The sequence below is a fragment of the Herbihabitans rhizosphaerae genome, from assembly GCF_004216555.1.
GTDB classification, from domain to species: domain Bacteria; phylum Actinomycetota; class Actinomycetes; order Mycobacteriales; family Pseudonocardiaceae; genus Herbihabitans; species Herbihabitans rhizosphaerae.
Genome location: NZ_SGWQ01000010.1, coordinates 51628 through 65267, shown reverse-complemented (window position 1 = coordinate 65267; position 13640 = coordinate 51628). Strand labels below are relative to the sequence as shown.

General features: G+C 72.4%; 12 protein-coding genes and 1 pseudogene. 8 read left to right on the top strand and 5 right to left on the bottom strand.

Annotated features, from left to right (window positions below; translation table 11 throughout):
- Positions 1 to 136 precede the first annotated feature (136 nt).
- From EV193_RS25220 to EV193_RS25200, 5 genes and pseudogenes are all read left to right on the top strand, one after another.
- Positions 137 to 892, top strand: a complete 756-nt coding sequence (locus EV193_RS25220) for a site-2 protease family protein (RefSeq protein ID WP_130347161.1) — start codon at positions 137 to 139, stop codon at positions 890 to 892.
- Positions 893 to 921: 29 nt separating this feature from the next.
- Positions 922 to 1902, top strand: coding sequence for a 2-phospho-L-lactate transferase (gene cofD, locus EV193_RS25215; RefSeq protein WP_130347159.1), 981 nt, complete (start codon positions 922 to 924; stop codon positions 1900 to 1902).
- Entirely contained in the window at positions 1838 to 3238 is a 1401-nt protein-coding gene (locus tag EV193_RS25210) for a coenzyme F420-0:L-glutamate ligase (RefSeq protein ID WP_130347157.1), read from the top strand. Before cofD ends, EV193_RS25210 begins: the two co-directional genes overlap by 65 nt.
- Positions 3235 to 3786, top strand: a complete 552-nt coding sequence (locus tag EV193_RS25205; protein ID WP_130347155.1) for an NUDIX hydrolase — start codon at positions 3235 to 3237, stop codon at positions 3784 to 3786. The genes EV193_RS25210 and EV193_RS25205 overlap by 4 nt, the downstream gene beginning before the upstream one ends.
- A pseudogene (locus EV193_RS25200) lies at positions 3722 to 5272 on the top strand (alpha/beta hydrolase); the annotation flags it as partial. The gene EV193_RS25205 and the pseudogene EV193_RS25200, both read left to right, overlap by 65 nt.
- A 274-nt stretch (positions 5273 to 5546) precedes the next feature.
- On the opposite strand, the gene EV193_RS25195 reads toward EV193_RS25200, so the two are convergent.
- Positions 5547 to 6473 carry a DNA-3-methyladenine glycosylase family protein gene (locus EV193_RS25195; protein WP_130347153.1) on the bottom strand — a complete coding sequence of 309 codons (927 nt, stop codon included), beginning with the start codon at positions 6471 to 6473 and terminating at the stop codon, positions 5547 to 5549.
- 36 nt (positions 6474 to 6509) lie between these two features.
- Here EV193_RS25195 and EV193_RS25190 point away from each other — a divergent pair, with 36 nt between their 5' ends.
- Positions 6510 to 7622 (top strand): mannose-1-phosphate guanylyltransferase, encoded by a 1113-nt coding sequence (locus EV193_RS25190; protein ID WP_130347151.1) that lies wholly within the window; start codon positions 6510 to 6512, stop codon positions 7620 to 7622.
- Between the two features lie 163 nt (positions 7623 to 7785).
- Positions 7786 to 8280 carry a hypothetical protein gene (locus EV193_RS25185; protein ID WP_242613656.1) on the top strand — a complete coding sequence of 165 codons (495 nt, stop codon included), beginning with the start codon at positions 7786 to 7788 and terminating at the stop codon, positions 8278 to 8280.
- A 3-nt stretch (positions 8281 to 8283) separates the two neighbouring features.
- Here EV193_RS25185 and EV193_RS25180 read toward each other — a convergent pair whose 3' ends face one another.
- The 3 genes from EV193_RS25180 to EV193_RS25170 form a co-directional block, all read right to left on the bottom strand.
- Complete coding sequence (locus EV193_RS25180) at positions 8284 to 9147, bottom strand: glycosyltransferase family 2 protein (RefSeq protein WP_130347147.1); 864 nt, start codon at positions 9145 to 9147, stop codon at positions 8284 to 8286.
- Positions 9148 to 9178: 31 nt separating this feature from the next.
- Positions 9179 to 10330, bottom strand: a complete 1152-nt coding sequence (locus EV193_RS25175; RefSeq protein WP_130347145.1) for a glycosyltransferase family 4 protein — start codon at positions 10328 to 10330, stop codon at positions 9179 to 9181.
- A gap of 61 nt (positions 10331 to 10391) precedes the next feature.
- On the bottom strand, positions 10392 to 11486 hold the full coding sequence (locus EV193_RS25170) for a glycosyltransferase family 4 protein (protein ID WP_130347143.1): 1095 nt from the start codon (positions 11484 to 11486) through the stop codon (positions 10392 to 10394).
- 19 nt (positions 11487 to 11505) lie between these two features.
- Between EV193_RS25170 and EV193_RS25165 the strand changes: the two genes are divergently transcribed.
- On the top strand, positions 11506 to 12435 hold the full coding sequence (locus EV193_RS25165; protein ID WP_130347141.1) for a glycosyltransferase family 2 protein: 930 nt from the start codon (positions 11506 to 11508) through the stop codon (positions 12433 to 12435).
- 462 nt (positions 12436 to 12897) lie between these two features.
- Here EV193_RS25165 and EV193_RS25160 read toward each other — a convergent pair whose 3' ends face one another.
- On the bottom strand, positions 12898 to 13566 hold the full coding sequence (locus tag EV193_RS25160; RefSeq protein ID WP_130347139.1) for a hypothetical protein: 669 nt from the start codon (positions 13564 to 13566) through the stop codon (positions 12898 to 12900).
- Positions 13567 to 13640: the final 74 nt, after the last annotated feature.

Here is a 13640-nt window from a genome sequence, read left to right as displayed (position 1 = left end):
CATCAATGTGATTACACCTGTGTAGTGCCGGCGGGTCAAGCCGAGTCCACGCATGGGTGACGCGATATTGCCTGGTCCACCCTGGTGAGGGAGGGCGCGAGAAAAACCCGGGACGAAGATCCGCCACACTGGTGGGGTGCAGAGATCAGTGGTGCGCCCGTCGCCCATCTTCCTCGGCCTGATCGCGCTGACCGTTGCCGGCGGTGTGCTGACAGGTCTGGACAACGAGTACCAGAGCGCCGGCACGATCGCCGGCACCTGGCTGCTGGTGATCGGCGGCTGGGCGGTGTCGCTGTGTCTGCACGAGTTCGGGCACGCGTTCACCGCCTTCCGGGGTGGCGACCGCGAGGTGTACTTCAAGGGCTATCTGACCCTCGACCCGCGCAAGTACACCGACCCGGTACTGAGCCTGTTCCTGCCGCTGCTGCTGCTCGCGGCCGGCGGCATCCCGCTGCCCGGCGGCGCGGTGTGGATCAACCACTACTCGCTGCGCTCCAAGGGGGTTGAGTCGGCGGTGTCCCTGGCCGGTCCGGCGGCCAACCTGGGGCTGGGCATTCTGATCACGATCGCGATGGCGCTGACCAACCCGGCGCCGATGCTCGCCGCCGCGCTGTCCTACCTGGCGCTGGTGCAGATCCTGGCGTTCGTGCTGAACATGCTGCCGATCCCGGGCCTGGACGGCTGGGGCGCGCTGGAGCCCTACCTGTCGCACCGCGCCCGCGAACTCGGCGCGAAGGCCCGGCCCTGGGCGCCGCTGGTGCTGTTCGCCGTCCTGATCGGCATCCCGGGCGCCAGCGGCGTGCTGTTCGACGTGGCCGGCTGGGTGTTCGAGGGCATCGGCGGCGAGCCGTGGTGGATCGTCGGGTACTCGAATTTCATGTTCTGGCGCTGAGCTTCGGCCGGGAGGCTAATCTCGCGTCCGTGAAGGTAGCGGTAATCGTCGGCGGGGTCGGCGGAGCCAGGTTCCTGCTCGGCGTGAAGAAGGCCCTCGACCTGCCAGCGGTCGGCGAGGGCGAGCACGAGGTCACCGCGCTGGTGAACACCGGCGACGACGTGTGGCTGCACGGCCTGCGCATCTGTCCCGACCTGGACACGTGCATGTACACCCTCGGCGGAGGAATCGACTCCGAGCGCGGCTGGGGTCGCGCCGGAGAGACCTGGACGGTCAAGGAGGAACTCGCCTCCTACGGCGCCGACCCGGACTGGTTCTCCCTCGGCGACAAGGACATCGCCACGCACCTGATCCGCTCGCGGATGCTGCGTGCCGGGTACCCGCTGTCCGCGGTCACCGAGGCGCTGTGCGACCGGTGGCGCCCCGGCGTCCGGCTGTTGCCGATGACCGACGACCGGGTCGAGACGCACGTGGTGATCTCGGAGGACGGCGAGCGCAAGGCGATCCACTTCCAGGAGTGGTGGGTGCGTCACCGCGCCGAGCCGACCGCGCACAAGATCGTGCCGGTCGGCGCGGAGGAGTCGACACCCGCTCCCGGCGTGCTGGACGCGATCGAGAAGGCGGACGCGGTGCTGCTCGCGCCGTCCAACCCGGTGGTGAGCGTCGGCTCCGTGCTCGCCGTGCCCGGAGTGCGCGACGCGCTGCGCAAGACCGGCGCCGGCGTGGTCGGCGTGTCCCCCATCATCGGCGGGAAACCGTTGCGCGGCATGGCCGACAAGTGCCTGGAGGCGATCGGCGTGGACACCACGGCGGCCGCGGTCGGCGTGCACTACGGCTCCCGGCACGACTCGGAGACCGGCATCCTGGACGGCTGGCTGGTGCACACCGGCGACACCGCGCACGTGCCGGGCGTCGCGTCCCGCGCGCTGCCGCTGATCATGTCCGATGTGGACGCGACGGCGGAGATCGCCCGCGCCGCGCTGTCGCTCGCGGGGGCCGATCTTGGCTAGCGATCACGCCGCGCCGCGCGGCCTGGAGATCATCCCGGTCACCGGGCTACCCGAATTCCGTCCCGGCGACGACCTCACCGGTGCGATCGCCGAAGCGGCGCGCTGGCTGCGATCGGGCGACGTGGTCGTGGTGACCAGCAAGGTGGTCTCCAAGATCGAGGGACGGTTGCGGTCGGTGCCGGCCGACCCGGAGGAGCGCGACGCGGCCCGGCGGCGCGCCGTGTTCGACGAATCGGTGCGGATCGTCGCGCGGCACGGCCGGACGCTGATCACGGAGAACCACCTCGGCATCGTGCAGGCCGCGTCCGGAGTGGACGCGTCCAATGTGGAATCCGGCGAGATCGCTTTGCTGCCAACGGATCCGGACGCCTCGGCGCACGCGCTGCGGGCCGGGCTGCGCGAGCGGCTCGGCGTCGAGGTGGCCGTGGTGATCACCGACACGATGGGCCGCACGTGGCGGGTCGGGCAGACCGACGCGGCGATCGGCGCGTCCGGCATCCAGGTGTTGCACTCCTACGAGGGCACCGTCGACAAGCAGGGCAACGAGCTGGTGGTCACCGAGGTCGCGGTGGCCGACGAGATCGCGGCCGCGGCCGACCTGGTGAAGGGGAAGCTGGGCGGCGTGCCGGTGGCCGTGCTGCGCGGGCTGGACATCGGGCACCCGACCGCGGTGGCCGCCGACCTGGTGCGCCCGGTGGACGAGGACCTGTTCCGGCTCGGCACGGCGGAGGCGATCGCGCAGGGGCATCGCGAGGCGGTGCTGCTGCGGCGGTCGGTGCGGTCGTTCACCGACGAGCCGGTGGACGTCGACGCGCTGCGCCGTGCGGTCGCCTCCGGGCTCACCGCGCCGGCCCCGCACCACACCCGGCCGGTGCGGTTCGTGCACCTGGCCGACCGGTCGCGGCGCAAGCGGCTGCTGGACGGGATGCGCGAGGCGTGGAAGGACGACCTGCGCGGCGACGGACGGTCCGACGACAGCATCGCCAAGCGGGTACGACGGGGCGACATTCTTTACGGGGCAACGGAAATCGTGCTGCCGTTCCTAGTGCGGGACGGGTCGCACGACTATCCGGACGCGCGCCGCACCGAGGCCGAGCGGACCATGTTCACGGTCGCCGGCGGGGCCGCTGTGCAGGGACTGCTGGTGGCGCTGGCGGCCGAGGGGCTGGCGTCCTGCTGGGTGTCCTCGACGATCTTCTGCCCGGACCCGGTGCGTGAGATCCTGGAGCTGCCGGCCGACTGGGAGCCGCTGGGCGCGGTCGCGGTCGGCCACGGCGCCGAGCCGCTGACCCCGCGCGAGCCGCGCGACCCCGACGAAGGGCTGGTCTCCCGGTGACCCTGCACCCCGCTGCGGTGGCCGCACTGTCCACTTGGGACACTTCGGCGGAGGATCAGGAGTCGCTGCGGCACGCGTTCCTCGGCCTGCTCGCCGCCCGGCCGGACGCGTGCGAGCGTGCCTGTGAGCCGGGGCATCTGACCGCCTCCGCGCTGGTGCTCGACTCCACCGGGGAGCACGTGCTGCTGACGCTGCACCCGAGGGTCGGCCGGTGGCTGCAACTCGGCGGGCATTGCGAGCCGGAGGACGCGACGCTGGTGGACGCGGCGCTGCGGGAGGCCACCGAGGAGTCCGGAGTGGACGGTCTGGTGATCGAGCCGGACCCGCTGCACCTGGCCGTGCACCCGATCACCTGCTCGCTCGGCAAGCCGACGCGGCACTTCGACGTGCGCTTCCTGGTGCACGCGCCGGCCGGCGCGGAGCCGGTGTGCGGTGACGAGTCCGACGATCTGCGCTGGTGGCCCGTCGACGCGCTGCCGCGGGATGAGGACGGCACGGCGGGCATCGCGACGATGGTCACGCTCGCTCGTCGTCGTACCAGGGTCTGATCGGCCCTGGGTTCGATGTGCTCGCCGTGACCGCGGCAGAGTCGTCGCCGTGATCAAACGGACGAAGATTGCTCTGCTCGCCGTGATCGCCGTGGCGGTGCCGGTGGCCGGAGTCGTGGTGGCGCACGCGAGCCCCGGCGCGGAACCGTTGGGGTGGCACGATTGTGTGCGCGTCGACGGTCTGCCGATGGAGAAGCTGCGGTGCGCCACCCTGCGAGTGCCGCTGGACTACGACCATCCGGATGGTGTGACCATCGACGTGGAAATCTCGCGGCGGGTGGCCGACGACCCGGCGAGGCGGCGCGGCGTGCTGCTGCTCAACCCCGGCGGCCCGGGTAGCCCGGCGCTGCCGATGCCGCTGCAGTTCGAACAGCTCGCCGGCGCGGGCGAGGTGCTCAAGAGCTACGACCTGATCGGCTTCGACCCGCGCGGGATCGGCATGAGCACGCCGGTGACCTGCGACCTCGGCGAACACCAGCGCGGGGTGGTGATCGGCCCGTACGCCCGCACGCCGGCGGACGTGGCACGGCAGGCCGACACCGCGCGCACCGTCGCCGATCAGTGTGCGAACTCGAGGACCGCGAATCTGCTGCCGCACATCTCGACCGAGAACACCGCGCGGGACGTCGACCGGATCCGCGCCGCCCTCGGCGAGGAGCGCATCTCCTTCTACGGCACCTCCTACGGCAGCTACCTCGGCGCGACGTACGCGACCCTGTTCCCGGAGCGCACCGACCGGGTGGTGCTGGACAGCGTGACGGGCCGCGCCGGGCTCGATGTCCTTGCGCACCAACGGTTCGCCGTCGGGTTCGACGATCGTTTCCCCGACCTCGCCGAGTGGGTGGCGCGCCGGCACGACACCTACCGGCTCGGCCGCTCCCCGTCGGAGGTGACGGCCAAGTTCCACGCGCTGGCCGCCCGACTGGATCACCGACCGGTCGGCGACGTGGACGGCGCGAGGTTCCGGGCGGGCATCTTCAACGGGCTGTACAAGGACGCCGCGTTCCCGAGCGTCGCCGACCGCTGGCACAAGCTGGACAAGGGCGAGCCGTTGCCACCCGAAACCCCGCCGCCCGGTGGCGGCTATCCCGACCACGAGAACCACGCCGCCGGACAGTTGACCGTGCTGTGCAACGACTCCGACTGGCCGGGCGACGTCGGGTTCTATCAACGGGCGGTGCTGCGCGAACACCTGCTGCACCCGAAGTTCGGCCCGGCCGCGGCCAACGTCAACCCGTGCGCGTTCTGGAAGGCCGACCGGCGCCGGCCGGTGGCGATCGGTGATCGTGGACCGTCGAACGTGCTGCTGGTGCAGAACCTGCGCGACCCGGCCACCCCGCTGGTCGGCGCCCGGGAGATGCGCGCGGCGCTGGGCGGCCTCGCCGGGCTGGTCACGGTGGACCACGGCGGTCACGGCGTGCTGCGTGCCAGTCCGAACACGTGTGGTCGCGACACCGTGCTGCGGTTCCTGGTGGACGACCGGCCGCCGGCGGACGGGTTCTGCCCGCGCGAGAATTCGTTGCCGCACAAGGAGATCAAGGCCGAGTTGGACGAGCTCGTGACGTCCCGCGAGGCCACGGCGGCACTGCTGCGGGTCGGACCTGGAGTCGACGCGGGCCCGGGTACGCGCCGTGGACTACCCCGCACTGCAGCGCGACCACACCGTCCACCGCCCCTGACCCGCGAGTCCCGCGCCCTGCACCCGCGAGTCCCGCGCCCTGCACCGGTGAGTCCCGCGCTGTGCATCGGGCCGGGCGCCCTCAGAGCGCACGGTAATCCCGGCCGGCGTAGCGCGGGCCGAAGCGGGGCCGGGAGATCCCGCCCGCCTCGATGTAGCGCACCACCCGCTGCCGCTGCGGCGAGTACGGCGCCAGCACCTCCAACATGCCGGCGTCGTCCAACTTCCGGCCCAGCAGCACATGTCCGACGACCGACGGAATGTGGAAGTCCCCGACACTCACCGCGTCGGGGTCACCCCACACCCGCTGCGCCACCTCGGCCGCCGTCCACACGCCGATCCCGGGCACCTTGCGCAGCAGCGATCGTCCTTCCTTGCCGCGCAGCGACGCCGCCCGCTCCAACCGGCCGGCCACCCGCGCGGCGGCGATCAGGGCCCGCCGCCGCGCCCCGTCCACCCCGGCGGCGTGCCACTGCCAGTCGGTGATCGCCAGCACGGCGGCCGGTGTCGGCGGCGCGAACATGCCGGCCGGCGCGGGACCGGGAGCCGGCGTGCCGAACCGCCGGCACAGCTCCCGCCACGACCGGCGCGCCTCGTACCCGGTGACCTTCTGCTCCAGGATCGACGGCACCAGCACGTCCCACACGCGGCCGGTCGACCCGAGCCGCAGGTGCGGGTTGCGCCGCCGCAACTCGGCCACGATTTGGTGGTGCGCAACGAAATCCGAGTCGTCGTCCGCCGCGCCGAGCAGCGCCGGCACACCGTCCACAAGGGACAGTCCGCCCGGGCCCCACCCGGTCGCCTCGACCGCGCCACCACTCCTGCGCACCGCGAGCGTGCCGACCCCGCTCGCCGTGTTCGCGGCCAGCCAGCGCACGCCCGCGTCATCGGCCTGGAACGCCGGATCGCCCGCCCCGCGCCGCAGCGGCGCCAGCACCCCGGCGATGTCGAGCGGGAACGGCGGCACCCACGACCTGGTGTGCCGCTCCTCGACCGTGGATGACGTCATCGCCGTGAAACTACAACTACTAGAGTCGAACGCACCATGACGCCACCAGAGAATCCCGAGCTGCACGTCGTCGTCCCGGCCGGAGGCAGCGGCACCCGCCTGTGGCCGGTCTCACGCGCGGGCAACCCGAAGTTCCTGCACCCGCTCACCGGTACCGACCGCTCCCTGCTGCAGGCCACCTACGACCGGCTCGCGCCGCTGGCCTCGCCGGAGCGCCTCATGGTGGTCACCGGCACCGCGCACGCCGCCTCGGTCGCGCGTCAGCTGCCCGGCCTGCCCGAGCGCAACATCCTCGTCGAACCGCTCGCCCGGGACTCGTGCGCCGCGATCGCACTGGCCGCCGCCGTCATCGCCCGGCGCAGCCCCGGCGCGATCATGGCGTCCTTCGCCGCCGACCACCTGATCGCCGACACCGCGGAGTTCGCCGCGACCGTGGCGCGCGCGGTGGACGGCGCACGCGAGGGTCACCTGATGACCATCGGCATCTCCCCCACGCACCCGGAGACCGGCTTCGGCTACCTGCGCTGCACCGAGCCGGTGCGCCGGGGCGTCATCCAGAAGGTGTTGGAGTTCAAGGAGAAACCGGACCTCGACACCGCCACCGAGTACGTCGAGTCCGGCAGCTACCTGTGGAACGCCAGCATGTTCGTCTGGCGGGTGGACCTGTTCGCCGCCGAGCTGGAAGCGCGCCGCCCGGACGTCGCCGAGCCGGTCAACGCGATCGCCGACGCCTGGGACACCGACCGGCGCGAGGACGTGCTCGCCGAGCTGTGGCCGACCGTGCCCAAGGTCGCCGTCGAGTACGCGGTGATGGAGCCGGCCGCGGAAGAGGGCAAGGTGGCCACCGTGCCCGGCGATTTCGGGTGGAACGACATCGGCGACTTCGCGGCCCTCGGCGAGCTGCTCGGCACCGAGACCGACGGCGGGCGCACGGTCGCGGTCGGCGAGGCGGCGCCGGTGGTGCACGTGGACAGCGAGGGTGTCATCGCGGTGCCGTCCTCGCGTCGCCTGCTGGCAACCCTGGGCGTGCAGGATCTGATCATCGTCGACACCGAGGACGCCGTGCTCGTGTGCAGGCGGGACCGGGCCCAGGACATCAAGAAGCTGACCGAGGTACTCAAGGAGCTTGGTCACACCGACCGCGTGTGAGCGTTTGCCGAAGCACTTGATTACCGTGTCCGCTGACGCGGGCACCCGAAAGGGAATACCCTGCCTACAAGACACCGATCAAGGTAGGAGAGGCCAGCGCATGGACCCCCGCGAACGGGCCGACGCGCTCTTGGCGCGTGCTCGAGCGCGTGGAGCGTTCGTCGTGACTCCCGAGGACGCGGTGTCGCCCATGGACGCGATGAACACGGTCCAGATCCCGCGCGCCGTTGTCGCCGAGGCGGACCGGGACGACCCCGAAATGACCATGGTGGTCTACCCGAACCGGTCCGGCCGCGAGCGTGCCAAGCCTCCGGTGCCGCACGCCCGCCAGAACCCGGAACCCGTTGCGCCCGTTGACGTTCCGGCCGCACCGCAAGCCGGGGACCCGGACCCGACCACCGGCCCGTTGCCGATCATCTCCGAGCTGGAGATCCCGGACGTCACGCAGTCGATCAACCCCCCGCCGCGGCCGGCGCACAAGCCGCACACGCAGTACATGAAGCCGCCGCCGAGGCCCCAGGAGCCTGTGCAGGCCGAGGAGTCGGAGCAGCCCCCGTCCGCGCTGGGCGGCGAGGCGCCGACCGAGGGCCTGATCCCGACGATCAAGCAGCAGGTCACCGGCCGCCGGTCACTCTCCCAGCGCCTCGACGGGAAATAACCCTCAGTTTCCGCGCGTCTGGAGCTTCAGCCGCACGGTGAGCCCGGCGCGGATCGCCGCGAGCACCGGCGCCCACCGCCAGCCCTGGTGCCGGTCGGCCAGGTAGCGGTACGCGCTGTCGTGGTGCACCGCCAGCATCTTCGCCGACGCGCGCGCGGTGGCGTGGCCGCCGATGTGCACGACTTCCGCGCTGGGCACATACACGTTGTGCCAGCCGGCCTTGCCCAGCCGATCGCCCAGGTCCACGTCCTCGAAGTACATGAAGTACCTCGGGTCGAACCCGCCGACCGAGTCGAACGCCTCCCGCCGCAGCAGCAGGCACGAGCCGGACAGCCAGCCGGCGGCGCGCTCGGTCACATCGGTGTCGGACTGCCGGTACGCGGTGGTCCACGGGTTGCGCGGCCACACCCGGCCGAGCAGCGCGTGCCCGATGCCCTTGCCCAGTGAGGGAAGCAGCCGCGCGGACGGGTACACCTCGCCGTTCGGCTCCCTGATCAGCGGCCCGAACGAGCCGCCGCGGGGCCAGCGCTTCGCGGCGGCGACCAGCTCGTCCAGCGAACCCTCGCCCCACTCGATGTCCGGGTTGGCCACGACGATCCACCCGACGTCCTCGCCGAACGCGGCCACGCCCCGGTTCGCACCGCCGCCGTAGCCGAGGTTCTCCCCGGTGGGCACCAGCGTCACGCCGTCCCGCTCGGCCTCGCGCTCCGGCGCGCCGTCGGTCGACCCGTTGTCCGCCAGCACAACGCGCACCTGTCGCGTGCTCGCCTTGCCGAGCGTGTCGAGGAACCGGGTCAGCACGTCGCCCGGCGAGTAGGTGACGGTCACGACGCCGATCTCGTCGCCGTACTGAGTTGGCTCGGTCACGCGTCACATTCTGCACCGAGGCGCCGAACGCTCAGTGCGCCACCCGGGCACGAGCCGCCGCGCGGGCGTATACCTCGCGGTGCGCGTCGGCGCTCAGGCTCCAGGAGAACTCCTTGGCCCTGCGTTGCGCCGCCGCCGCGAGGGTGGCCCGCAGCGTGCGGTCGTCCAGTAGTTCCGCGAGCGCGGCGCCGATGTCACCCGCGCCGACCCCGCAGTACGACACCGCGTCGCCGCCGACCTCGGGCAGGGCGAGCCGGCGGGTGGTGAGCACGCACGCGCCGCAGGACATCGCCTCCAGCACGGGCAACCCGAAGCCCTCGCCGAGGCTCGGGTACGCCACCACCTCCGCGCCGCCGAGGAACCCGGCCAGGTGCTCGAAGGCGAGGTACCCGGCCCTGATCACGCGCAGCCGGTGCGGCACCGCGTCCAGCGCACGCTCCACCTGACTGTCCCACCCGGGCTGCCCGGCGAGCACCAGCGCGGGCGGATCGGCCCGGCCGCGGCACGCGTTGGCGAACCCGCGGATCAGCGCCGGCACGTTCTTGCGCGGCTCCAGCGCGCCGAGGAACGCCACGTACGGCGTGGAGCCCAGGTCCAGCGCGGCACGGGCGGCGTCGACCTCTTCGGGTGAGGGCGGGTGGAACCGGTCGGTGTCCACGCCGTGCGGCACGACCTCCAACCGTGTCGCGTCCGCCCCGGCGACCCGTACCAGTTCGGACGCGGTGGCCTCGCTCGGCACCACGCACATCGACGCACGAGCGAGGGCGGCGCGCGTCCAACCCCGGAAGAAGCGCGCCTTGACCGAGGAGTGCAGCACGGCGTCGGTGAAGAAGGTGGCGTCGTGCAGGGTGACCACGGACGCGGCCGGGTTGGCCAGCGGCGTGGTGTAGTGCGGCGAGTGCAGCACGTTCGCGCCGATCCGGCGCACGAGTCGGGGCAGCGTGGTCTGCTCCCAGGTGAGCCGGGCCGTGCGGGTGGACACCGAGTCGGGCGCGGGCAGTACCCGCGAGGACGGCGCCAGCCGGGTGTACAGCTCGATGTCGCGCGACTGGCACACCACGCTGATCGGCGCGCCGTCCGCGTCCAGGGCGGCGACCAGCGAGTCCACGTAGCGGCCGACGCCACCGCGGTCCGCGGGGACGGCGGTAGCGTCGACCAGGACGCTGGGTTCGCCGGATCTCACGGGCACAAGCCTACGACCGTGGGGTTGTGGTTTTTCCCCGAACGCCCTAACTCGCCGCCATTCACACCTCGGTGTGCAGTCGCCACACCGCCTCGGCGGCTCGTTCCCAGGTCAGTTCGGCCGCCCGAGCACGTCCCCGTTCGACCATCGCGGCCGCGCGCGAGCTATCCCCGGCGACCTCGGCCAACGCCTCGGCCAGCGCACCGGCATCGCCGATCGGGACGACGACCGCCGCCCCCGCGGACACCTCGACCAGCGCCGGCACGTCGGTGTGCACGACCGGCACGCCGGCCGCCATCGCCTCCAGCACGGGCAGCCCGAACCCCTCCGCGTGGCTGGGCGCGGCGAGCACGGTGGCGCCGGCCATCATCGCGGCGAGGTCGGCGTCGTCGAGCCGGCCGACCAGCCGCACCCGGCCCTCGGCCAGCCCGCGCTCGGCGGCCCGTGCGGCGAGGTCCACCGCGCCCCAGCCGGGCTGTCCGACGATCACCAGCGGCAGATCGGGCGCTGCCGGGTGCGCCAGCGCGTCGATGAGCACGTCCAGCCCCTTGCGCGGCTCGATGGTGCCCACCGCCAGAATGTAGCCTGCCGGAAATCGTTGCGGCGCAACGGTTTCGGTGAAGACGGCGGACACTCCGTGCGGCACCGTGTGCACCGGAGCCGGGCCGGGCGCGTACCGCCGCAGCTCCTCGGCGACCGCGTCGGTCGGCACCACGACCGCGCTCGCCGTGCGGGTGGCGCGCGTGATCATCGCGCGGTGCCAGGCCACGCCGCGCGGGGTGAGCGTCTCCGGATGGGTGAACGGGACCGTGTCGTGCACGGTCACCACGAGCCGCCTGCCCTTCTTCGGCGCGGCCGGCGCGAGCGGGGTCGGCGCGTGCACGCTGTCCCCGCTGTGTCGACCGCCGGGCCACAGCGGCACGCCGCGCTCCCAGGCCAGGGTGAGCGCCCGTCGCGGCAGCGGCAACGGGCGGGGGCCGCGCACGCCGGCGAGCCGCGCGGCGGAGAGGTCACGATGTGCCGCCGTAACACCCGTTACGGACCAACCGTTCGGGGTCGTCGCGGCGAGCGCGCGCGCCAGCTCGGCGGTGTAGCGCCCCGTGCCGCCCGGAACCGGCGCGAGGAGTTGCTCTGTCAACACGACCAGCTCGGGCACGGATGTACCCTGCCATGCCGTGAGACGCAGCACGGTCGTGGTGGTCACCTGGCGAGGCGCCGAGCACATCACGGCGTGCCTGGACGCACTCGCCGCCCAAGATCGTCCACATCGGACGATCGTGGTGGACAACGCCTCCGACGACGGGTCGCTGGAGCTGGCCGCGAACCACCCGTCTCGCCCGAAAACCGTGCGGATGAGCCGCAACATCGGTTACGCGGGCGCGCTCGCCGCGGCGCTGTCCCAAGTGGACACCCCGTTCATGGCGTGGCTGAACGACGACACCGCGCCCGCCGCCGACTGGCTCGGCCGGCTCGAGGACGCGCTGGACGCCGATCCGCGGGCCGCCGCCGCGAGTGCGCGGCTGGAATCAATGGACGGCGTGCCGCAGTCGACGGGCGTGCGGCTCACCCCGCGCGGCTATGGCGCGGATGTAACCGCCGACGTGACCGACTTGCCCGAGGTGTTCGGGTTCTGCGGTGGCGCGGCGCTGGTGCGCACATCGGTGCTGACCGACGTGGGCGGCGTGCCGGCCGAGTTCTTTTGCTACTACGAGGACACCGACACGGCGTGGCGGATGCGGCTGGCCGGGTGGACGGTGATCTCGGTTCCCGAGGCGCGGGTGCGGCATGCGCACGGCGCGAGCACCGGAATCGGCTCGCGCCAGTTCCACCTGTGGAACGAGCGCAACCGGCTGCTGACCCTGTTCCGCTGCGCGCCGCTGACCGTCGCCGCCCGCGAACTGATCGCCTTCACCGCCACCACCGCCCTGCTCCCCCTGCGACGGCTCACCGAGCCCGCCCCCAACCTCCGGTTCCCCCTGCGGCTGCGCGTACTCGGCGAAGTACTCGCCCGTCTCCCGTCCACGCTCCTCGCCCGAACCCGGATCAGCGCCCGCAGCTCCATCCCCCGCACCGAGATCTGGCGCCACTGGGCCGCCCGAACTTGACAACCGCACCAACGCCCCTTCGCGTACTTTAGCCCGCTAAAGTCCGTCGCCCACCGAGAAAGCGCAGGTCAGGCAAGATCAAGAGCGGGCGGGAAACGTGAAGGTGGTGCACGTACGGCCGCGGGCGGCGGAGAGGTCACCCTCACGACCTCCCAACACCTGACCTGCCCACCCACCCTCGGCCCACCTACCGACGTCGACCCACCTACCGACTTCACGCAACCGGGTGTGTTGACCGCACCGAGCGAAAGCCACGCTGAGGTCGCAATTCATTGTCGAGGGCGGTCGCCCTTACGACGCCGGAGGGACAGCGGGCGAGGAACGAGCCCGCTGTCGTGGAGGTGGCGTGGCTGGACCACCCACGAAACCCAGCCACCCACCTCGCGGCCCCCAACCACCCAAGCAAAAAGACCACAGGCCGTCGGCGAAGCCGACTCGGCGACCTTGCCCTCGATAGACAACTCAGAACTTGCCGAGAACGCCGCGCACCAGGCCGGGCAGACCAGCGCTGACGCCGCGCGGGTTCTGCGCGCCGAACTGCAGGATCACCATGGCGTAGCCGGTGCCGACCGTCTTGCCGCTGACCAGTCCGACCTGATTGGCCGACTGCGGGTGCTGGAACGAGAACGCCGTCTCGCCCACCCCGGGCACCGGCTTGGCCGCCGCGCTCTGGTCGGCGTACGCCTTGACCAGCGCCGGCCCGAGCGCCTGGCCGAAGTCGTAGTAGCGGACCGCCAGCGTGCCGACCTTCCGGCCGCTCTGCAGGTAGTCGCAGGCGAACTGGGTGCCCAGCGGCACCTGCGCCGCCGGGACCTCCGCCGTGGTGAGGTTCGGTGTGTTCAGCATCGGCGCGGCCTGCGCACCGGGCAGCAGCGGGCACGCCGCGTTGATCGGCGGCGGCGTCCGGGCCGGCGGTGTGGTCGACTCCGTGGTCATGGTGGTGGGCCGGGTGGTGGTCGGCCGCGTCGTGGTGGGCTCGGTCGGCTCGGTGGGTTCGGTCGGCTCCGGCGACACCGTCACGTCGATGGCCGGCACCGCCGTGCCCGCGATCTGTGTCGAGCACGCGCCCAGCACCAGCGGCACGGCCACCGCCGCGGCCACCGCGATCCACTTCCGGTTGCTCTCCCGCATGGTCCCCACTCCCTACGTTCCGTTGACTCGGTCGCAGGGTCGGACCGCGTTACAGGCGGCCCGGTTTCCCGGGC